The organism is Mycobacterium hackensackense, from assembly GCF_025822555.1.
GTDB classification, from domain to species: Bacteria; Actinomycetota; Actinomycetes; order Mycobacteriales; family Mycobacteriaceae; genus Mycobacterium; species Mycobacterium fluoranthenivorans.
Genome location: NZ_JACKUC010000030.1, coordinates 1,138,140 through 1,158,261 on the forward strand (window position 1 = coordinate 1,138,140; position 20,122 = coordinate 1,158,261).

Consider the following 20,122-nt stretch of genomic DNA (forward strand, 5'->3'; position numbering starts at 1 on the left):
ATTTGTACGTACGTCATTTGGTGTTGACGGATTTCCGTTCGTGGCCGCGGGCCGATCTCGAGCTGGGTCCCGGTCAGACGGTGTTCGTCGCACCCAATGGCTACGGTAAAACGAATCTTGTTGAGGCACTGTGGTATACGGCCACTCTCGGCTCACACCGGGTGGCCAGTGATGCCCCTTTGATCCGAGCCGGTGCCGACCGCGCGGTGGTCTCGACGATCGTGGTCAATGAGGGACGCGAACTCGCGGTCGACCTCGAGATCACCTCCGGCCGGGCGAACAAAGCCCGGCTCAACCGCTCACCGGTACGCAGTCCCCGTGAGGTGCTCGGCGTGCTGCGGGCCGTGTTGTTCGCACCGGAAGATCTGGCGTTGGTCCGTGGTGACCCGGGCGAACGACGGCGCTACCTCGACGAGGTGGCGACCACCCGTCGGCCGCGGATAGCCGGGGTGCGGGCCGACTACGACAAGGTGGTCAGGCAGCGGACCGCGCTCCTGAAATCCGCCGGGGCGGCCCGGTACCGGGGGGACAGCAGTTTGGTGGACACTCTCGATGTCTGGGATGGTCACTTGGCATCCCATGGCGCACAATTACTTTCGGCCCGTGTTGATCTGGTGAATCAGCTCGGCCCGGAAGTGGAGAAGGCCTACCAACTGTTGGCACCGGCGTCGCGGCCGGCCGCTATCCACTACCGCAGCGGCACCGAAGCGGTGGAGGCCGAGGCATCGGCGGGCACCGTCGACCCGGGTGCCTACGAGGCGGCGCTGCTCGAGGAGTTACGCCGGCGGCGTTCCGCGGAATTGGAACGCGGCGTCTGTCTGGTGGGTCCGCACCGTGACGACCTCGAGTTGCGCCTCGGTGATCAGCCCGCCAAGGGTTTCGCCAGTCACGGGGAGTCGTGGTCGATGGCACTGGGATTGCGGCTGGCGGCGTACGAACTGTTGCGCACCGACGGCACCGATCCGGTGCTCTTGCTCGACGATGTGTTCGCCGAGCTCGACAGTGCACGCCGGCAGGCCCTGGCGAAAGTCGCGGCATCCGCGGAACAGGTACTGGTGACCGCCGCAGTCCCGGACGACTTGCCCGGGGATTGGGACGCGCGCCGCATCGAGGTGGATATGCGCGACGATGACACCGGACGGATATCGGAGGTGCTGTCATGACCGATCAGACCCCGCCCGCGGATGCTCCCGAACCGGAGGATCCCAGGGATATGGTGCGCCGGGTGCTCGAGGAAGCCCGCGGTGCCGCGCGTAGTCAAGGTAAGGATGTGGGCCGCGGGAAGACCTCACCCGCCCGGCGCACCGGTCACGCCGGAAAACGACGGAGTTGGTCGGGTCCCGGACCCGATGTCCGGGACCCCCAGGCGTTCGGTGCCGCCACCCGTGACCTGGCGCAGAGTCGCGGCTGGTCCAAGCAAGTCGCCGAGGGTTCGGTGCTCGGTCAGTGGACCGTGGTGGTCGGGGCCGATATCGCCGATCACGCCACCCCGACGGGATTACGCGACGGTGTGCTGACGGTCGCTGCCGAATCGACGGCCTGGGCCACCCAGTTGCGGATGATGCAGGCGCAGATCCTGGCCAAGATCGCGGCCGCCGTCGGCGACGGCGTGGTGACCTCGATGAGAATCCTGGGTCCGCAGGCTCCGTCGTGGAAGAAGGGCCGCTACCACATCTCCGGCCGTGGACCGCGCGACACGTACGGATAGGTCGGCTGAAAGCCGCCAGAACCTCATAAAGGAGTTTCTCAGGCGTGCGGACGCACCCAAGAGCGCGAAATTCCACAGGCGCCGCGTTTAGGTAGGTGAAAACGCCGCCGCAGAGTCAGTCCAGTGCGGGTCAAACGGTAGACTCGGACGAGATCTGCGGGCGGTAGTCGATACCGCCCCCCGCGAACCCCAAGGAGACGCGTCCAACGTGGCTGCCCAAGATCAATACGGTGCCGAGTCGATCAAGGTCCTCGAGGGCCTGGAAGCGGTCCGTAAGCGCCCCGGCATGTATATCGGATCCACCGGCGAGCGCGGTCTGCACCATCTCGTCTGGGAAGTCGTGGACAACGCCGTCGACGAGGCCATGGCCGGTTTCGCCACCAAGGTGGATGTCCGGATCCTCGAGGACGGTGGCGTCCAGGTCACCGACGACGGCCGCGGTATCCCCGTCGCGATGCACTCGACCGGTATCCCCACCATCGATGTGGTGATGACGGTCCTGCACGCCGGCGGGAAGTTCGAAGAGGGCGCCTACCAGGTATCCGGCGGTCTGCATGGCGTCGGCGTCTCGGTGGTCAACGCCCTCTCCACCCGCCTGGAAGCCGATGTCCGCAAGGACGGTATGGAGTGGTTCCAGACCTATGACCGGTCGGTCCCGGGCACCCTGCGCCAGGGCGAGCCGACCAAGAAGACCGGCACCACCATCCGGTTCTGGGCCGACCCGGACATCTTCGAGACCACCACCTATGACTTCGAGACGATCGCCCGCCGCCTGCAGGAGATGGCCTTCCTGAACAAGGGCCTGACCATCGAACTGACCGATGAGCGCGTGACACCCGAACAGGTCGTCGACGAGATCGTCAGCGATCACGCGGAGGCTCCGAAGTCCGCCGAGGAGAAAGCGGCCGAGGTCGCCGCACCGCACAAGGTCAAGCACCGGGTGTTCCACTACCCGGGCGGCCTGGTCGATTTCGTCAAGCACATCAACCGCACCAAGACCGCGATCCAGCCCAGCGTCATCGATTTCGAGGGGAAGGGCCCCGGCCACGAGGTCGAGGTCGCGATGCAGTGGAACGCGGGCTACTCCGAGTCGGTGCACACCTTCGCCAACACCATCAACACCCATGAGGGCGGCACCCACGAAGAGGGTTTCCGCGCCGCGCTGACCACGGTGGTGAACAAGTACGCCAAGGAGAAGAAGCTCCTCAAGGACAAGGACCCCAACCTCACCGGTGACGATATCCGTGAGGGTCTGGCCGCGGTGGTCTCGGTGAAGGTGGCCCAGCCCCAGTTCGAGGGTCAGACCAAGACCAAGCTCGGTAACACCGAGGTCAAGTCGTTCGTGCAGAAGATCTGCAACGAGGAGCTCCAGCACTGGTTCGACGCCAACCCGGCGGAAGCCAAAACCGTTGTCAACAAGGCGGTTTCGTCGGCACAGGCCCGGATGGCGGCCCGCAAGGCGCGGGAACTGGTGCGTCGCAAGAGCGCCACCGATATCGGCGGCCTGCCCGGCAAGCTCGCGGACTGCCGCTCCACCGACCCGAGCAAGTCCGAACTCTATGTGGTGGAGGGTGACTCGGCCGGCGGCTCGGCCAAGAGTGGCCGGGACTCGATGTTCCAGGCCATCTTGCCGCTGCGCGGCAAGATCATCAACGTCGAGAAGGCCCGTATCGACCGGGTGCTCAAGAACACCGAAGTCCAGGCCATCATCACCGCGCTCGGTACCGGTATCCACGACGAGTTCGACATCGCCAAACTGCGCTATCACAAGATCGTGCTGATGGCCGACGCCGATGTCGACGGCCAGCACATCTCGACGCTGCTGTTGACCCTGCTGTTCCGTTTCATGAAGCCGCTGGTGGAGAACGGGCACATCTTCCTGGCACAGCCGCCGCTGTACAAGCTGAAATGGCAACGCTCCGAACCGGAGTTCGCCTATTCGGACCGCGAGCGCGACGGTCTGCTGGAGGCCGGAAAGAAGGCCGGCAAGCGGATCAACGTCGACGACGGTATCCAGCGTTACAAAGGTCTCGGTGAGATGGACGCCAAGGAGCTGTGGGAGACCACCATGGATCCGTCGGTGCGGGTGCTGCGCCAGATCACCCTCGACGACGCGGCCGCTGCCGACGAGTTGTTCTCCATCCTGATGGGCGAGGACGTCGAAGCGCGCCGCAGCTTCATCACCCGCAACGCCAAAGACGTTCGCTTCCTTGACGTTTAACGTCAGAAAAACGCGATAGGAATCAGATGACTGACACCACTCTGCCGCCTGGCGACGACGGCGCAACGACCGACCGCATCGAACCGGTCGACATCCAGCACGAGATGCAGCGCAGCTACATCGATTACGCGATGAGCGTCATCGTCGGCCGTGCGCTGCCGGAGGTCCGCGACGGCCTCAAGCCCGTGCACCGCCGCGTGCTCTACGCCATGTTCGACTCCGGCTTCCGCCCCGACCGCGGGCACGCCAAATCCGCTCGCTCGGTTGCCGAGACGATGGGTAACTACCACCCGCACGGCGACTCGTCGATCTACGACACCCTGGTCCGGATGGCCCAGCCGTGGTCGCTGCGCTACCCGCTGGTCGACGGGCAGGGCAACTTCGGTTCGCCGGGTAACGATCCCGCCGCCGCCATGCGTTACACCGAAGCCCGGCTCACCCCGCTGGCGATGGAGATGCTGCGCGAAATCGACGAGGAGACAGTCGATTTCATTCCGAACTACGACGGCCGGGTGCAGGAGCCGACGGTTCTGCCCAGCCGGTTCCCGAACCTGCTGGCCAACGGCTCCGGCGGTATCGCCGTCGGTATGGCCACCAATATCCCGCCGCACAACCTCAACGAGCTCGCCGAGGCGGTGTACTGGTGCCTGGAGAACCACGAGGCCGACGAGGAAGCCACGCTGGCCGCGTGCTGCGAGCGGGTCAAGGGCCCGGACTTCCCCACCCACGGTCTGATCGTCGGTTCACAGGGCATCAACGACACCTACACCACGGGCCGCGGCTCCATCCGCATGCGCGGTGTCGTTGAGATCGAAGAGGATTCGCGCGGCCGGACCTCGATCGTCATCACCGAGCTGCCCTACCAGGTCAACCACGACAACTTCATCACCTCGATCGCCGAGCAGGTCCGCGACGCGAAGCTGACCGGTATCTCCAATATCGAGGACCAGTCCAGCGACCGCGTGGGTCTGCGAATCGTGGTGGAGCTCAAGCGCGATGCCGTGGCCAAGGTGGTGCTGAACAACCTCTACAAGCACACCCAGCTGCAGACCAGCTTCGGTGCCAACATGCTGTCCATCGTCGACGGGGTGCCGCGCACCCTGCGCCTGGACCAGATGATCCGGTACTACGTCGAGCACCAACTCGATGTCATCATCCGGCGCACCCGCTACCGGCTGCGCAAGGCCAATGAGCGCGCCCATATCCTGCGCGGTTTGGTCAAGGCCCTCGATGCGCTCGACGAGGTCATCGCGTTGATCCGGGCGTCGGCCAACGCCGATGTCGCGCGCAGCGGGTTGATGGAGCTGCTCGACGTCGATGAGATCCAGGCCCAGGCCATCCTCGATATGCAGCTGCGCCGGCTGGCCGCCCTGGAACGGCAGCGCATCGTCGATGACCTGGCCAAGATCGAAGCCGAGATCGCCGACCTCGAGGACATCCTGGCCAAGCCGGAGCGCCAGCGCGCGATCGTCCGCGATGAGCTCAAGGAGATCGTCGAGAAGCACGGCGACGAACGTCGCACCCGGATCATCGCCGCCGACGGTGACGTCACCGACGAAGACCTCATCCAGCGTGAGGATGTCGTCGTCACCATCACCGAGACCGGATATGCCAAGCGCACCAAGACCGATCTCTACCGCAGCCAGAAGCGCGGCGGCAAGGGCGTGCAGGGTGCCGGCCTCAAACAGGACGACATCGTCAACCACTTCTTCGTCTGCTCCACCCACGACTGGATCCTGTTCTTCACCACGCAGGGCCGGGTGTACCGGGCCAAGGCGTACGACCTGCCCGAGGCGTCCCGGACGGCGCGTGGCCAGCATGTGGCGAACCTGCTGGCCTTCCAGCCGGAGGAACGCATCGCCCAGGTCATCCAGATCCAGAGCTACGAGGATGCGCCGTACCTGGTGCTCGCCACCCGTAACGGCCTGGTGAAGAAGTCCAAGCTCGTCGACTTCGACTCCAACCGCTCCGGTGGCATCGTCGCGGTCAACCTGCGCGACGGGGACGAACTGGTCGGGGCCGTGCTCTGCTCGGCCGAGGACGACCTGCTGCTGGTGTCCGCGAACGGCCAGTCCATCCGGTTCTCCGCCACCGATGAGGCGCTGCGGCCGATGGGCCGGGCCACCTCGGGCGTACAGGGTATGCGGTTCAACGAAGACGACCGGCTGCTGTCGCTCAACGTGGTGCGCGAAGGCACGTATCTGCTGGTCGCCACGGCCGGCGGGTATGCCAAGCGCACCGATATCGAGGAGTACACGGTCCAGGGCCGCGGCGGTAAGGGCATCCTGACGATCCAGTACGACCGGCGCCGGGGCAGCCTGGTGGGCGCCTTGATCGTCGACGACGACACCGAGCTGTACGCGATCACGTCGGGCGGCGGTGTGATCCGCACGGCGGCGCGCCAGGTGCGCAAGGCCGGGCGGCAGACCAAGGGCGTGCGCTTGATGAACCTCGGTGAGGGCGACACACTGATTGCCGTTGCACGCAACGCGGAGGGCCCCGAGGAGCCCGAGGACGACGAGACGCCCGATGAGTAGCGTGAATGCTGATTGCCACCGGCCCCCCGGGGCCAGAGCTAAGGAGCACCTCTGGTGACGTCCCCAAAGGAACCGGGTCACACACGGGCGGGTGAGGGCCCCGGCGGCGCCAACGGCACGGCTGGCGCTCCGTCAGCCACGCCCGATGGTGAGGTGCCCCCGTGGCAGCGCGGCCCGGCCGCCCGGGCCGGTGCGGCCCGCCCCGCCGAGCAGCCGCCCCGCCCCGCTGAGGGCGGCGCCAGGCCGGTACCGCACGCCCCCGGCGTGGACGCCCGGCTGAACCGTTTCATCGCCGGCGGTAATGCCCCGGCTCGCGACACCCCGCAACGCGACGCTCCGCAGCGCGAGGCCCCCCAGCGTGAGACAGAGGTGATCCCCACGCGTGTCGAGGCGCCGCGGCCCGAGCCGACCCGGTCGGAGAACTACGCGAGTGAGCTCCCCGACCTGTCCGGCCCGGCACCGCGTCCCGCACGCGCGTCCGCCCCGCCGGCGACGGCTCCCGCGGCCGAGTCCCGGCCCGCTCCGGCGGCCACCCGGGTGCAGGTCGCCAACCGCAAGCAGGGCCCCGTCCGGGCCAGCATGCAGATCCGCCGGATCGACCCGTGGAGCACCCTGAAGGTCTCGCTGGTGCTCTCGGCGGCGCTGTTCTTCGTGTGGATGATCGCCGTGGCGTTCCTCTACCTGGTGCTCGGCGGTATGGGCGTGTGGAGCAAGCTGAACAGCAATGTGGGCGATCTGCTCACCAGCAACAGCGGGACCGGCGGCGAACTCGTCTCCAGCGGAACCATTTTCGGTGGCGCGGCGCTGATCGGCCTGGTGAACATCGTGCTGTTGACGGCGATGGCGACCGCCGGTGCGTTCATCTACAACCTCACCACGGACCTGGTCGGCGGCGTCGAGGTGACCCTCGCCGACCGCGACTGATTCCACCGGTTTGGGAAGACGGGTGCCGTTACGGTAATCTCGTCGCTCGGCCGTAGTGCGGTACATACGGGCCTATAGCTCAGGCGGTTAGAGCGCTTCGCTGATAACGAAGAGGTCGGAGGTTCGAGTCCTCCTAGGCCCACGGAAGGGTTACACCTTGAGGCTGGTGGTGGTGCTGGCGGTGATCGCAGCCGCAGCAGTCGTGTGGCGGTCGCGACACGGCGCCGAAGTGTGGCACACCGCCGATCACCCGTAGAGGGGCCTTAGCTCAGTTGGTAGAGCGCTGCCTTTGCAAGGCAGATGTCAGGAGTTCGAATCTCCTAGGCTCCACAACCTCTCTTTCTCGCCGCGCCGTGCAAGCGCCGGCCTCCTCTCGAGCACCGATCGGATTCGGTTGAGCGCGCGCAATTTTCGTTAAGGTAACCGCCCGATCTCTTACTCCGCGTTTAGTAAACCGGGCATCCTCTCATCAACCCGCCACAGCTCGACGCTGTGAAACGCATAGGGTTCGAACGGTTACCGTGCCGTGTTAAAAATGTGACCTTTGTAGCCCAACGTTACCGAAGTGACATCGCGTCTCGATCCACGCGATGCCATCGGGGAACAAAGGGGAACGACATGACCATTGCGCTTTACCACCAGACACTGCCGGACTGGGCCACCCGCCGGAACTTCGGGCGTGCCCTGGTGCGCACCGGAGACGTGATCGCGACGGTGCTGCGGCCCGTGGTGGTGGCGGTGGCCATCCTGATCGCCGCGATGTGGTGGTCGATGCCGCGTGCCGCGGCCGACCCGGTCACCACCGTCCTCAACGATGTGGGCGTCGGCAACAACGGACCGATCAGTTCGATGATCGCGCAAGTCGGTGAGATGTTCTGCCCGCTGATCGCGCAGGCCGGCACCAACTTCGCCAGTGGCTCCTACAAGTCCAACGGCAACCCGATCGGCGGTGCGATCGCGGGTGGGGTGACCAACGCCGTCATCCAGAACCAGTGCCCGTCATGGATCAACGACATCGCCAACGGGCATCTACCCGGCGTGCTGACGGGTGCGAGTTCGGCACTCAATCCGCTGCAGTCGGTGACCGGTGCGACTACCAATCCCCTGCAGGCACTGACCGGTGCGGCGACCAATGCCGCCCCGCTGCAGACACTCAGCGGGACGGCGGCCGCCATCCCGGGACTCTCCACCGCCGGGATCCCTTCCGTCCCGACGACAGGGCTGCCCGCGTTGACCGGCGCGGCGGGCTGAGCGGCGCTACGGCTTCGGTGCGACCTCGACGCTCGGCGGCAGCGGCGAGGGGTCCGGGCGGGTCGAGCGGCGCACGATCGAGAAGGTCGCGGCTCCGCCCGCCAGCACCACCGCACCGATCACGATCCACAGCAGCAGCCGACGGCGGCGCGGTTCCTCGACGGCCTCGTCGCTGCGGAGCTTGCTTCCGAGCCAGGATGCCGAGGACGCAGCCGATTTCAGGCCGACGCCGAGGCCGCCGACGGTGAGGTCGACAGGGCCCACCACGGAGTACTTCAGGCCACGCGCGAGTCGTTGTCCCGACGTCAGCCGGACATCCGTGTCAGAACTCATGGGCACCTCTTTCGCAGGCGAACGGGAAACGCCTCCAGCCTGCCATCAACCGCGCCGGGGCGGTACGGGATGTGCCCGCACGGGGCGCCGGCTGAGGGGCCGTGAAATCGGCCCCGATGAGCGGGTGGCAGACTGCAACTCGTGACGAGCCCCATTCAGACAGCCACCGCGACGCTGCACACCAACCGCGGCGATATCAAGATCGCCCTGTTCGGTAACCACGCCCCCAAGACGGTCGCCAACTTCGTCGGCCTGGCGCAGGGCACCAAGGACTACAGCACCGAGAACGCCTCCGGCGGAACCTCGGGTCCGTTCTACGACGGCGCGGTGTTCCACCGAGTCATCGACGGATTCATGATCCAGGGCGGCGACCCGACCGGCACCGGTCGCGGCGGCCCGGGCTACCGCTTCGCCGACGAGTTCCACCCGGAACTCCAGTTCGACAAGCCCTACCTGCTGGCGATGGCCAACGCAGGGCCGGGCACCAACGGTTCGCAGTTCTTCATCACCGTGGGCCTGACCCCGCACCTGAACCGCAAGCACACCATCTTCGGTGAGGTCGTCGACGAGGAATCGCAGAAGGTCGTCGACGCCATCGCCACCACGTCCGTCGACCGCAGCGACCGGCCGACCGAGGCCGTCGTGATCGAGTCGGTCACTATTTCCTGAACTACGCACGACCAGCGCACGCCCGCAGCACGCGGGCGTGCGCTGTTTTTGCGTTATCGGCCGGTGTAGCCGGCGTCGGTGAGGGCGTCGAGCACGTCGAGCGGGCTGGTTCCCAGGTCCCAGCGGGTGAACACGTAGAGCCGGTCGTCGGTGGTGTCGACCTCGAGCAGCCGGACCTTGCGGGCCAGCCTGCGGAACTCGGTGATCCTGACGAGGGTGATGTCCTCTCGCCGCAAAACCCGCGTGCGCCACCATCCCCGCACCGCCAACCCCTCCCCGGAGATTGCCAGCTTCGGGCGTGTGACCCACGACATAGTTGCAAACGCCAGCAAACCCACCGCGGCAAAGCCGCCCAGAACACGTCCCGGACCGTCTGTGACCACAGTCACAACGGCTACGGCCATCAGGAATCCCGCGAATCCGATCGCGGCGATGCCCGCGGATGCGGGGCCCCAACTTGTTTGCTGCATCGCGTCAATACCCGGTCTCACCGTGCGGTTTGGAGTTATCCACAGGCGCTATCCCCAATGGGGATGAATAACAACGTTGTGATTGGATGACGCTGCGGTAGCGAGATGGGTAACACTCCGGAGCCAAAATGAATTCATTCCGGCATGCTGCGGTCTCAGCGCCACCGCATCGTGAGCAACAGACCTGAGATCATGAAGGCAAAGGCGATCGCGTAGTTCCACGGACCGAGGTTCGCCATCCAATTCAGCCAGGTCGGAGCGTTCAGTCCGGTGGCTCCCAGCTGGAACACCAGCAGCCAGAACAGGCCGACGAGCATCAGCCCGACGAACAGCACCACAAACCACACGCTCGACGGCCCGGCCTTCACCTTGACCGGGGTCCGGCTCACCGGGTTGATGGTGAAGTCGTTCTTCTTGCGAACTTTGGACTTGGGCATGGTTACCTTTGGAGACGATGGGTGATGACGGCCGAAAATTTAACCCCGAGCCTAACGCAGCGCCTGCCCGCGTCGAGAATTCTGCGAGGTCGCGTTCGGCCTGGCGATTCGGTGTGCCGGTGGTCTGTCTGCTCGCCGGCCTGCTGCTGGCGACCACCCACGGGGTCTCCGCCGGCGGCGAGATCCGTCGCAGTGACGCCCCGCGGCTGGTCGATCTGGTGCGCGAGGCGCAGAGCGGGGTGGATCGGCTCACCGCACAGCGGGACCGACTGGTATCGGCCGTCGACAATCATCACGGCGGCTCCCCCGGTGCCACGGCCGCCCTGCAGGCCATCACCCGGCGGTCCGATCAGCTGGCCGACCAGGCCGGATTGAATCCGCAACGTGGGCCCGGGCTGGTGGTCACCCTCAACGATGCGCAACGCGACGCCGAGGGCCGCTTCCCCCGGGACGCCGCACCCGACGACCTGGTCGTTCACCAGCAGGACATCGTGGCGGTCCTCAACGCGCTCTGGAGTGCCGGTGCCGAAGGCATTCAGGTGCAGGACCAGCGCATCATCGGCACGTCCGCGCCGCGCTGCGTCGGCAACACGTTGCTGCTGGGTGGGCGCACCTACAGCCCGCCCTATGTCATCAGCGCGATCGGTGATGTGCCCGCCATGCAGGCCGCGCTGACCGCTGCCCCGCTGGTCACGCTGTACAAGCAGTACGCCGTGCGGTTCGGCCTCGGTTACAGCGAGGTGCCCGGCTCGGCCGTCGAGCTGACCGGCTACTCCGCGCCGGTCCGGATGAAGTACGCCAAGCCGGCCGGGCCGCTCGGGTATTAACCGTTTTGCGTGCCCACGTACCCTGACCGCATGCAGGTTCTGGTCGTCGACAACTACGACAGCTTCGTGTTCAACCTGGTCCAGTACCTGGGCCAACTCGGCGTGCAGGCGCAGGTCTGGCGCAACGACGACGAGCGCCTGGCCGACCCCGGCAGCATCGCCGAGCAGTTCGACGGCATCCTGCTGTCCCCCGGCCCCGGAACCCCGGAGCGGGCCGGCGCGTCCATCCCGCTGGTGCACGCCGCCGCCGAAACCGGGACGCCGCTGCTCGGGGTGTGTCTTGGGCACCAGGCCATCGGGGTGGCGTTCGGCGGCACCGTAGACCGTGCCCCGGAACTGCTGCACGGCAAGACCAGCCTGGTACATCATTCCAATGTCGGTGTGCTGCAAGGACTTCCGGATCCTTTTACCGCCACGCGCTACCACTCGCTGACTATCCTGCCGGAGACCAAGCCCGATGTCCTGGAGGCCACCGGTCACACGGACAGCGGAGTGATCATGGCGGTTCGGCACACCGAGCTGCCGATCCACGGGGTGCAGTTCCACCCCGAGTCCATCCTCACCGAGGGCGGGCACCGGATGCTGGCCAACTGGCTGGGCTTCTGCGGTGCCGCCCCGGACGAGCAGCTGGTGGCCAAGCTCGAGCAGGAAGTCGCCGACACCGTCCGGCGGGCAGGAGCGTAGCGACCGGGGATTAAAGCTGCGCGGGCAGGAGCGTAGCGACCCGGGAAAAGGCTGCGCGGGCAAGGAGCGTAGCGACCCGGGGAGCTACGAGGCGAAGCTCAGGGTGATCGAGTCGCCGTAGCCGACACCGCTACCCGGCGCCGGACTCTGCGTCACCACGGCGTTCGACCGCAGCCCACTGTTGTCGACGTTGGCACCCTTGATCAGCACGCCGGTCCACCCCAGTGCCCGTAGGTTCGGTTCCGCGTCCACCCAGAACTGACCTACCAAGTTCGGCATCGTGAACTGGTTGCCCAGGGACACCTTCAGCGTGACCGGCGCATCCAGCGGCACCACCGTGCCGGCGATCGGATCGGTGGCCACCACCTCCCCGGCCGGGCGCGGGCTGGCCACCGGAGCGGTCAGGATCGCGGTGAAGCCGAGGATCTTCAGGTTCGTCGTCGCGCCGTCGGCGGTCTGGTTGGTGACATCGGGCAGGGCTTTGGTCTGCGGGCCGGTGCCCACCACGACGGTGATCTCGTTGGTGATCGCCGATGTCGAGTTCGCCGGCGGCACCGTGCTGACCACCCGGTCCTTGAGTTCGGGCACCGAGGACGACGGTGCCTGTTTGAACTTGCCGAAGCCGGCGTCGGTGAGCTTGCGCACCGCGTCGGCGTAGCTCAGGCCGGACACGTCGGGCACCTCACGCTGCTCGGGTCCGGTCGAGACGTTGATGGTGATCTCGTCCCCTGCGCTCACCGAGGTGTTCGCATTCGGGTCGGTACCGATGACGTGATCCGGCGGAACCTTCGAGTCGGGGTTGCGCTGGACGTTGGTCTTGAAGCCGCGGTTCTGCAGTGTCGCGATGGCGTCGGCCGACGCCTGGCCGGCCACATCGGGAACCTGGACGTCGCGGGGCTTGCCGCCGATCGCGTTGATCGCGATGGTGACCACCACGGTCAGCACGGCCAGCACGGCGACGGCGATCAGCCAGCGCCCCACCGATCCCCCGCCCGAGGGCGGGTTGTAGGCGCCGGTGGCCGGGATGTGCTCGGTCGGCAACGCCCGGGCATGCGGCTGGCTGATGGTCAGGATGTTGGTGCGCTCGGCGTCGGTCAGCACCTTGGGTGCCTCGGGCGCTTCGCCGCTGTGCACGCGGATCAGGTCGGTGCGCATCTCGGCCGCGGTCTGGTAGCGGTTCTCCGGGTTCTTGGTGAGCGCCTTGAGCACGACCGCGTCGAGTTCCGGGGAGATGCCGGGGTGACGCTTGGACGGTGGGTCGGCGTCCTCGCGGACATGCTGATAGGCCACGGCCACCGGCGAGTCACCGATGAAAGGTGGCTCCCCCGTGAGGATTTCGTACAACACGCAGCCCAGGGAGTACACGTCGGAGCGGGCGTCGACGGGCTCGCCGCGGGCCTGTTCGGGCGACAGATACTGCGCCGTGCCGATCACCGCGGCGGTCTGGGTGACGCTGTTGCCGGTGTCGGCCAGCGCGCGGGCGATGCCGAAGTCCATCACCTTCACAGCGCCGTTCTTGCTGATCATGATGTTCGCGGGCTTGACGTCGCGGTGGATGATGCCGTGCTGATGGCTGAAGTTCAGGGCCTGGCAGGCGTCGGCGATGATCTCGATGGCGCGCTTGGGCTCCATCGGTCCGTCGGTGTGCACGATATCGCGCAGCGTCACCCCGTCGACGTACTCCATCACGATGTAAGGCAGCGGGCCGGTGGGGGTCTCCGCCTCCCCGGTGTCGTACACGGCGACGATGGCCGGGTGGTTCAGCGCGGCGGCATTCTGCGCCTCGCGGCGGAACCGCAGATAGAAGCTCGGGTCGCGGGCCAGGTCGGCACGCAGCACCTTGACCGCGACATCCCGGTGTAACCGGACGTCGCGGGCGATGTGGACCTCGGACATCCCACCGAAGCCGAGGATCTCCCCGAGCTCGTAACGGTCCGACAGATGCTGAGGTGGGGTTGTCACGGTGACCCGCTGGGCGGCGCGCCGCTGGCCGGCGGCACGCCGATGACGGTGGTGCTGGTGGAGGTCTCCTGCTGCACCGGGCGGTCCTTCTTGTCCTGGGCGTTGAGCACGATCAGCACCGCGATGATGATGGCCAGCGCACCCAGCACCCCGGCGGCCCACAGCAGCGCGCGCTGACCGGGTGAGAAGGTACGGCGCGGCGGCGGCGTGCGGTGGCTACCCGTGACCGGGCGGGGTCGCGCGGCGGTCGGCGGTGGCCGGTACTCGGCGGCTGCCGCGGCCCGGGCCTGGGTGGTCGACGGGATGGCTGCGGGGGTGGCCCGGCCGATGGTGGGCGCGTGGTTGGGCCTCGGCGGCCGGCGCCCGGCGCGCACCGCGGCCACGGCGTCGGCGAACGGACCGCCCGAGCGGTACCGGTGGTTGGCTTCCTTGGCCAGGGTGATCTCGATGAGCTCGCGCACGTTGGGTGGCAGATCCGCGGGCAGCGGGGCGGGCTGCTCCTTGATGTGCTTCATGGCCACGGTGAGTGCGCCGTCGCCGGTGAACGGCCTTTTGCCGGAAAGGGATTCGTAGCCGACGACCCCCAGTGAGTACACGTCGCTGGCGGCGGTGGCGTCGCGGCCCAGTGCCTGCTCCGGCGCGATGTACTGCGCGGTACCCATCACCATGCCGGTCTGGGTGACCGGGGCCGCGTCGACGGCCTTGGCGATACCGAAGTCGGTCAGCTTCACCTGGCCGGTCGGGGTGATCAGGATGTTGCCGGGCTTGACGTCGCGGTGCACCAGGCCGGCGGTGTGCGCGACCTGCAGGGCCCGGCCGGTCTGCTCGAGCATGTCCAGGGCGTGGCGCAGCGACAGCCGCCCGGTGCGTTTGATGACGGAGTTCAGCGGCTCCCCGTTGACCAGTTCCATCACCAGGTACGCGGTGCGGCCTTCACCGGCCTCGATCTCGGTCTCGCCGTAGTCGTAGACGCTGGCGATGCCGGGGTGGTTGAGCATCGCGACGGTGCGTGCTTCACCGCGGAACCGGTCGACGAACTCGGAGTCCTCGGAGAACTCGGCCTTGAGCACCTTGATCGCCACCTGGCGGCCGAGCCGGGTGTCGAGTCCTTCCCACACCTGGCCCATACCGCCGGTCGCGATCAGACGCTGCAGCCGGTAACGGCCGGACAGCGTCACACCCACCCGGGCCGTCATGATGCCTCCCGCAGAGCAGCGGCGATGGTGGCCCGCCCGATGGGGGCAGCCACCGCACCGCCGGTGGCGGACAATCGGTCTCCCCCATTCTCCACAAGCACGGCGATCGCCACTTTGGGGGCCTGTGCCGGGGCGAATGCGATGTACCACGCGTGCGGCGGGGTGTTGCGGGGATCCGTGCCGTGCTCGGCGGTGCCCGTCTTCGATGCGATCTGCACGCCGGCGATGGCTCCCTTCTGCTGTGTCACCTGCTCGGCGCCGACCATCAGATCAGTAAGTGTAGCCGCGACCTGCGGCGACACAGCCCGCCTCAGCTCCTGCGGGGCAGTGGTGGCGATATTGGAGAGGTCCGGGCCCTTGAGGGCGTCGACCAGGTAGGGCGTCATGGTGACGCCGTCGTTGGCGATGGTGGCGGCCACCATCGCGTTCTGTAGCGGTGTCACCGCGACATCCTTCTGTCCGATGCTGGACATACCCAGCGCGGCGCCATCTTCGATGGGGCCGATGGTCGAATTGGCCACCTGCAGCGGGATCGGGGCCGGGGGTTCATCGAGTCCGAACGACCGTGCGGTGGCACGCAGCTTGTCAGCACCGGTGTTGATACCCAATTGCACGAAGGCGGTGTTGCAGGACCGCGCGAACGCCTCCCGCAGCGTGGCCGTCGGGCCGTTGCCGCAGGTCGATCCGCCGTAGTTCTCCAACGTCGCGGTGCTGTCGGGCAACGGGATGCGCGACGCGGCGGTCAACTGGGTGTCCGGGGTGGAGCCGGCGGCCAACGCGGCCGCGGTGGTGATCACCTTGAACGTCGAACCCGGTGGGTAGGTTTCCGAGATCGCGCGGTTCACCAGTGGGGAGTCCGGGTTGTCGCGCAGCCGTTGCCACGCCGCGGACTGCTCGCTGCCGTCGTGGCTGGCCAGCTCGTTGGGGTCGTACGACGGTGCGGACACCATCGCGAGGATCTTGCCGGTGGCGGGCTCGAGTGCCACCACGGACCCCTTGCACGGGCCGTCGCAGCCGCGCTGCATGGCGTCCCAGGCGGCCTGCTGGACCTGGGGGTTGATCGTGGTCGACACATTGCCGCCGCGCGGGTCACGGCCGGTGAAGAAGTCCGCCAGGCGCCGTCCGAACAGGCGCTCGTCGGAGCCGTTGAGCACGGTGTCCTCGGCGCGCTCGAGCCCGGTGCTGGAGTACTGCAGTGAGTAGAAGCCGGTGACCGGCGCGTAGGCCAGCGGATTGGGGTACACACGCAGGAACCGGAACCGGCCGTTGGTGGACACCGAGTAGGCCAGCAGCTGGCCGCCGGCCGAGATCTGGCCGCGCTGACGGGAGTACTCGTCGAGCAGCACCCGCTGGTTGCGGGGGTCGGCGCGGTAGCCGTCGGCCGCGAACACCTGGGTGAAGGTGGCGTTGGCGAGCAGCAGCACGATCAGCGCCATGATCGTGACGGAGAGACGACGCAGAGAGGTGTTCATGCCTTCGCGATCACCTCCGTGCTGGCGGCGGCGATCGGGGTGGGGTTCGGTCCGCGGCTGGCGGTGATCGGCCGCCGGGCGGCATGCGAGATCCGCATCAGGATGGCCAGCAGGATGTAGTTGGCCACCAGAGACGAACCGCCGTAGGACATCCACGGGGTGGTGAGGCCGGTCAGCGGGATCAGTTTCGTCACCCCGCCGACGACGATGAACAGCTGGATGCCCAATGCGGATGCCAACCCCGCGGCAAGCAATTTGCCGAAGCTGTCACGCACGGCGACCGCAGTCCGCAGGCCCCGGATGATGACGATGGTGTAGAGCATCAGCACGCCGGCCAGGCCCACCAGGCCGAGCTCCTCGCCGATGGCCGCGATGATGAAATCCGTTGAGGCAGCAGGGACTGTGCCCGGCTGGCCGTTGCCGAGGCCGGTGCCGAAGATGCCCCCGGTGGCGAAGCTGAACAGGGACTGCACCATCTGGAACCCGGCGCCGTCGGGGTCGGCGAACGGGTCGATCCAGTTCTGCACCCGGACCCGGACATGACCGAACAGCTGGTAGGCCACCACGCTTCCCAAGGCGAACAGCACGAGACCGATGAGCACCCAGGACAGCCGGCCGGTGGCCACGTAGACGAGCACCAGGAACGAGGTGTACAGCAGCAGAGAGGTGCCGAGGTCCTTCTCGAAGACCATCACCCCCACCGAGGCGACCCAGGCCACCAGCAGGGGCGCCAGATCGCGGGGGCGGGGCAGATCCATTCCGAGAACGTGCTTTCCGGCACTGATGAACAGTTCGCGCTTGTCGACGAGTACGGCCGAGAAGAAGATCAGCAGCAGAATCTTGGAGAACTCCGCGGGCTGAATGGAGAAACCGGGGAACTGGATCCAGATCTTCGCGCCGTTCTGCTCGGAGAACTCCGAGGGCAGCAAGGCCGGAATCACAAGCAGCACAAGGCCGGTCAGCCCGCAGAGGTAGCCGTAGCGGGCCAGCACGCGGTGGTCAGGTACCGCGATCACGATCACCGAGAAGGCGATGACGCCGACGAGCGTCCACAGCATCTGCTGGTTGGCGGTCGGGCTGTCCGGGTTCATCGGTGCGGCGGCCAGGTCGAGGCGGTGAATCATCACCAGCCCCAAGCCATTCAGCAGCGCGACCACCGGAAGCAGCAGAGGGTCGGCGTAGGGCGCGAATCGGCGGACGGCCAGGTGTGCGCCCGCGAACAGGGCCAGGTAGGCCACGGTGTACTGCAGCAGATCCCAGTTCAGGCCCTGCTCCTGATTGGCCTCCACGATGAGCAGTGCCACCGTCGTGATCACCGCGGCGAAGCCCAGCAGCCCCAGTTCGGCGTTGCGCCGGTTGGGCAGCGGCGGCGTGACGGCGACGGGTGACTGGGGCGCGGTGGTCATGACGCCGTCCGGCAGGTGGTGCCCGGCTCCGGCGGTGAGGGAGGCAGGGCCGTGACGGTCGATGCCTGGGTGGGACTGGGACTGGGTGGGAGCGGCGTGGTGGTCGGCTGCGGTGTCGGAGCCGGGGTGGGAACGGGGGTGGATGCGGGTGCCGGTACGGGCGTGTTGCTCGTGGGCGCCACGGGTGTTCCCGAGGTGGTGGGAGCCGGTGCGACTGGCGAAGTGGGGGCAGGACTCGGCGTCGGGGTGGGCTTGGGCGTCGTCTTGGCTGTGGTGGCGGGCGGCGCGCAGACCGGCAGTAGCGAGCTGCGGGCCAGTTCGTTGATCTGGCTGATCGCGTCATCGAGGGTGCCGGCCGGCAATCCCGCGGCGACCTGGGCGCGCTCGGATTCCCGGATATCGTCGACGCCGAGCAGTGCGCAGTCCAGGTTGGTCTTGGACTGGCCGAAACTGATCAGCGACAACTCGTTTCGTTGGTTGAGGCAACCGACCAGAAACGGTTCCTGAAGTGAGAGCCCGAGAAACGAGCCCTGCACGCCGCGCATGATGGAGACGGTGCCGTCCTGCTCACCGACGTAATAGTTGTTGCGGATGATCTCCCGTGCGACCGCCAAGCCGGCCAGCACGATCAGCAACACCACGACTCCCGCGATCACCAGACGCCGCTTGGAGCGGTGTGCTTTTGGGAGTTCCTCCGGTGCGGTCAGTACCCTTTTCGGGGCCGTCCGACGGGGGTTGAACGCCGATGCCCGCCCCGCCGAGGTGTTCGGGGGGAGGGTGTCGTCGTCCACCCCGGAGACCGCGCCGGCCAGGATCGGCTGGGTTTGGCCGTAGTCGTAGTCGACGACATCGGCCACCACCACGGTGACGTTGTCGGGGCCGCCGCCGCGAAGGGCCAGTTCGATCAGCCGGTCCGCGCTGTCGACCACGTCCGGTATCTGCAGGGCCTCGTGGATGGTGTCGTGGCTGACCGGGTCGGACAATCCGTCCGAACAGAGCAGGTAGCGGTCGCCGACTCGGGCCTCGCGCACGATGAGCGTCGGTTCGACCTCATGGCCGGTGAGGGCCCGCATGATCAGTGACCGCTGCGGGTGGCTGTGCGCCTCTTCCGCGGTGATACGGCCCTCGTCCACCAGGGTCTGGACGAACGTGTCGTCCTTGGTGATCTGGCTCAGCTCGCCGTCGCGCAGCAGGTAGCCGCGGGAATCGCCGATGTGCACCAGGCCCAGTCGGCCGCCCGCGAACAGGATCGCGGTGAGCGTGGTGCCCATGCCCTCCAGCTCGGGGTCGGCCTCCACATGGGCGGCGATGGCCGAGTTGCCCTCGTGCACCGCATCGTTGAGTTTTTTTAGCAGGTCGCCGCCGGGTTCGTCGTCGTCGAGATGAGCGAGTGCCGCGATCACCAGCTGTGAGGCGACCTCACCGGCGGCATGGCCGCCCATCCCGTCGGCCAGCGCCAGCAGGCGTGCCCCGGCGTACACCGAATCCTCGTTGTTCGCGCGGACCAGGCCGCGGTCGCTGCGTGCTGCGTAACGCAATACAAGTGTCACGGCCGCAACTCGATTACCGTCTTGCCGATTCGTACCGGCGTTCCCATCGGAACCCTTACCGCCGTCGTCACCTTCGCCCTGTCAAGGTATGTACCGTTGGTCGATCCTAGGTCCTCGACGTACCATTCCGAGCCCCGTGGGGACAGCCTGGCATGCCGTGTCGATGCGTAGTCGTCGGTGAGCACCAGGGTGGAGTCGTCGGCCCGGCCGATGAGCACCGGCTGGCTACCCAGGGTGATGCGGGTGCCCGCCAGCGCGCCCTCCGTGACGATCATGTGCCGGGCGATGTGCAGCCGCTGCCGGTTGGGCAGCAGCGAGCCCCGCAGGGCCAGCCCGCGCCGGACCATCACCGCCCCGGTCGGGGCGTAGATATCGGTGCGCAGAATGCGCAGCACCGACCAGATGAACAGCCACAGCAACAGCAGGAAACCGACCCTTGTCAGCTGCAGTACTAGCCCCTGCATCTGACGTCCTT

Annotated in this window: 17 protein-coding genes, 2 tRNA genes and 1 pseudogene; 11 read left to right on the plus strand and 9 right to left on the minus strand. The window is 67.2% G+C overall.

Annotated features, from left to right (window positions below; genetic code table 11):
- Positions 1-2: 2 nt before the first annotated feature.
- The 8 genes from recF to H7J86_RS14925 all read left to right on the plus strand — a co-directional run bounded on the left by recF (position 3) and on the right by H7J86_RS14925 (position 8,641).
- On the plus strand, positions 3-1,163 hold the full coding sequence (gene recF / locus H7J86_RS14890) for a DNA replication/repair protein RecF (protein WP_090359548.1): 1,161 nt from the start codon (positions 3-5) through the stop codon (positions 1,161-1,163).
- A complete protein-coding gene (locus H7J86_RS14895) occupies positions 1,160-1,708 on the plus strand; it encodes a DUF721 family protein (RefSeq protein WP_187097530.1) in 549 nt (182 codons plus the stop codon). Before recF ends, H7J86_RS14895 begins: the two co-directional genes overlap by 4 nt.
- A gap of 154 nt (positions 1,709-1,862) precedes the next feature.
- The gene (gene gyrB / locus H7J86_RS14900; RefSeq protein ID WP_276065435.1) at positions 1,863-3,929 is read left to right on the plus strand and encodes a DNA topoisomerase (ATP-hydrolyzing) subunit B; all 2,067 of its coding nucleotides are present in this window, start codon (positions 1,863-1,865) and stop codon (positions 3,927-3,929) included.
- A gap of 26 nt (positions 3,930-3,955) precedes the next feature.
- Entirely contained in the window at positions 3,956-6,466 is a 2,511-nt protein-coding gene (gene gyrA, locus H7J86_RS14905; RefSeq protein ID WP_187097529.1) for a DNA gyrase subunit A, read from the plus strand.
- Between the two features lie 54 nt (positions 6,467-6,520).
- Positions 6,521-7,390 (plus strand): DUF3566 domain-containing protein, encoded by an 870-nt coding sequence (locus H7J86_RS14910; protein WP_267291824.1) that lies wholly within the window; start codon positions 6,521-6,523, stop codon positions 7,388-7,390.
- 68 nt (positions 7,391-7,458) lie between these two features.
- Positions 7,459-7,532, plus strand: a tRNA-Ile gene (locus tag H7J86_RS14915).
- A gap of 115 nt (positions 7,533-7,647) precedes the next feature.
- Positions 7,648-7,720: transfer RNA gene (locus H7J86_RS14920), tRNA-Ala, on the plus strand.
- Positions 7,721-8,008: 288 nt separating this feature from the next.
- Positions 8,009-8,641 carry a hypothetical protein gene (locus tag H7J86_RS14925; RefSeq protein WP_267291826.1) on the plus strand — a complete coding sequence of 211 codons (633 nt, stop codon included), beginning with the start codon at positions 8,009-8,011 and terminating at the stop codon, positions 8,639-8,641.
- A gap of 6 nt (positions 8,642-8,647) precedes the next feature.
- Here the strand turns inward: H7J86_RS14925 and cwsA are convergent, their stop codons facing one another.
- A complete protein-coding gene (cwsA, locus tag H7J86_RS14930) occupies positions 8,648-8,974 on the minus strand; it encodes a cell wall synthesis protein CwsA (RefSeq protein ID WP_267291828.1) in 327 nt (108 codons plus the stop codon).
- 141 nt (positions 8,975-9,115) lie between these two features.
- On the opposite strand from cwsA, the gene H7J86_RS14935 reads away from it, so the two are divergent.
- On the plus strand, positions 9,116-9,643 hold the full coding sequence (locus H7J86_RS14935; RefSeq protein WP_090359591.1) for a peptidylprolyl isomerase: 528 nt from the start codon (positions 9,116-9,118) through the stop codon (positions 9,641-9,643).
- 53 nt (positions 9,644-9,696) lie between these two features.
- Here H7J86_RS14935 and H7J86_RS14940 read toward each other — a convergent pair whose 3' ends face one another.
- Positions 9,697-10,113 carry a PH domain-containing protein gene (locus H7J86_RS14940; protein WP_267291830.1) on the minus strand — a complete coding sequence of 139 codons (417 nt, stop codon included), beginning with the start codon at positions 10,111-10,113 and terminating at the stop codon, positions 9,697-9,699.
- Between the two features lie 155 nt (positions 10,114-10,268).
- Positions 10,269-10,550 carry a cell division protein CrgA gene (gene crgA, locus H7J86_RS14945; protein WP_090359595.1) on the minus strand — a complete coding sequence of 94 codons (282 nt, stop codon included), beginning with the start codon at positions 10,548-10,550 and terminating at the stop codon, positions 10,269-10,271.
- A gap of 17 nt (positions 10,551-10,567) precedes the next feature.
- Here crgA and H7J86_RS14950 point away from each other — a divergent pair, with 17 nt between their 5' ends.
- The gene (locus H7J86_RS14950; protein WP_267291832.1) at positions 10,568-11,377 is read left to right on the plus strand and encodes a DUF881 domain-containing protein; all 810 of its coding nucleotides are present in this window, start codon (positions 10,568-10,570) and stop codon (positions 11,375-11,377) included.
- Between the two features lie 30 nt (positions 11,378-11,407).
- The gene (locus H7J86_RS14955) at positions 11,408-12,061 is read left to right on the plus strand and encodes an aminodeoxychorismate/anthranilate synthase component II (protein ID WP_167154685.1); all 654 of its coding nucleotides are present in this window, start codon (positions 11,408-11,410) and stop codon (positions 12,059-12,061) included.
- An 84-nt stretch (positions 12,062-12,145) separates the two neighbouring features.
- On the opposite strand, the gene pknB is transcribed toward H7J86_RS14955, so the two are convergent.
- The 6 genes and pseudogenes from pknB to H7J86_RS14985 all read right to left on the minus strand — a co-directional run bounded on the left by pknB (position 12,146) and on the right by H7J86_RS14985 (position 20,111).
- Complete coding sequence (gene pknB / locus H7J86_RS14960) at positions 12,146-13,957, minus strand: Stk1 family PASTA domain-containing Ser/Thr kinase (protein WP_372517303.1); 1,812 nt, start codon at positions 13,955-13,957, stop codon at positions 12,146-12,148.
- Between the two features lie 89 nt (positions 13,958-14,046).
- Positions 14,047-15,219: pseudogene (locus tag H7J86_RS14965) on the minus strand (protein kinase domain-containing protein); the annotation flags it as partial.
- Positions 15,216-16,691 (minus strand): D,D-transpeptidase PbpA, encoded by a 1,476-nt coding sequence (gene pbpA / locus H7J86_RS14970; RefSeq protein WP_090359601.1) that lies wholly within the window; start codon positions 16,689-16,691, stop codon positions 15,216-15,218. The gene pbpA and the pseudogene H7J86_RS14965, both read right to left, overlap by 4 nt.
- Positions 16,688-18,097, minus strand: a complete 1,410-nt coding sequence (locus H7J86_RS14975) for an FtsW/RodA/SpoVE family cell cycle protein (RefSeq protein ID WP_187097433.1) — start codon at positions 18,095-18,097, stop codon at positions 16,688-16,690. Before H7J86_RS14975 ends, pbpA begins: the two co-directional genes overlap by 4 nt.
- Entirely contained in the window at positions 18,094-19,647 is a 1,554-nt protein-coding gene (locus tag H7J86_RS14980) for a PP2C family protein-serine/threonine phosphatase (protein WP_187097432.1), read from the minus strand. Before H7J86_RS14980 ends, H7J86_RS14975 begins: the two co-directional genes overlap by 4 nt.
- The gene (locus tag H7J86_RS14985; protein ID WP_090359607.1) at positions 19,644-20,111 is read right to left on the minus strand and encodes an FHA domain-containing protein FhaB/FipA; all 468 of its coding nucleotides are present in this window, start codon (positions 20,109-20,111) and stop codon (positions 19,644-19,646) included. The genes H7J86_RS14980 and H7J86_RS14985 overlap by 4 nt, the downstream gene beginning before the upstream one ends.
- Between the last annotated feature and the right edge of the window lie 11 nt (positions 20,112-20,122).

Excerpts from the sequence above, each read along its gene's own strand:
- H7J86_RS14895 (WP_187097530.1), top strand. The coding sequence starts at position 1,160 with ATGACCGATCAGACCCCGCCCGCGGATGCTCCCGAACCGGAGGATCCC.
- gyrA (WP_187097529.1), top strand. The coding sequence starts at position 3,956 with ATGACTGACACCACTCTGCCGCCTGGCGACGACGGCGCAACGACCGAC.
- H7J86_RS14925 (WP_267291826.1), top strand. The coding sequence starts at position 8,009 with ATGACCATTGCGCTTTACCACCAGACACTGCCGGACTGGGCCACCCGC.
- cwsA (WP_267291828.1), bottom strand. The coding sequence starts at position 8,974 with ATGAGTTCTGACACGGATGTCCGGCTGACGTCGGGACAACGACTCGCG.
- H7J86_RS14940 (WP_267291830.1), bottom strand. The coding sequence starts at position 10,113 with ATGCAGCAAACAAGTTGGGGCCCCGCATCCGCGGGCATCGCCGCGATC.
- crgA (WP_090359595.1), bottom strand. The coding sequence starts at position 10,550 with ATGCCCAAGTCCAAAGTTCGCAAGAAGAACGACTTCACCATCAACCCG.
- H7J86_RS14950 (WP_267291832.1), top strand. The coding sequence starts at position 10,568 with ATGGGTGATGACGGCCGAAAATTTAACCCCGAGCCTAACGCAGCGCCT.
- H7J86_RS14955 (WP_167154685.1), top strand. The coding sequence starts at position 11,408 with ATGCAGGTTCTGGTCGTCGACAACTACGACAGCTTCGTGTTCAACCTG.
- pknB (WP_372517303.1), bottom strand. The coding sequence starts at position 13,957 with ATGTCCGAGGTCCACATCGCCCGCGACGTCCGGTTACACCGGGATGTC.
- pbpA (WP_090359601.1), bottom strand. The coding sequence starts at position 16,691 with ATGAACACCTCTCTGCGTCGTCTCTCCGTCACGATCATGGCGCTGATC.
- H7J86_RS14975 (WP_187097433.1), bottom strand. The coding sequence starts at position 18,097 with ATGACCACCGCGCCCCAGTCACCCGTCGCCGTCACGCCGCCGCTGCCC.
- H7J86_RS14985 (WP_090359607.1), bottom strand. The coding sequence starts at position 20,111 with ATGCAGGGGCTAGTACTGCAGCTGACAAGGGTCGGTTTCCTGCTGTTG.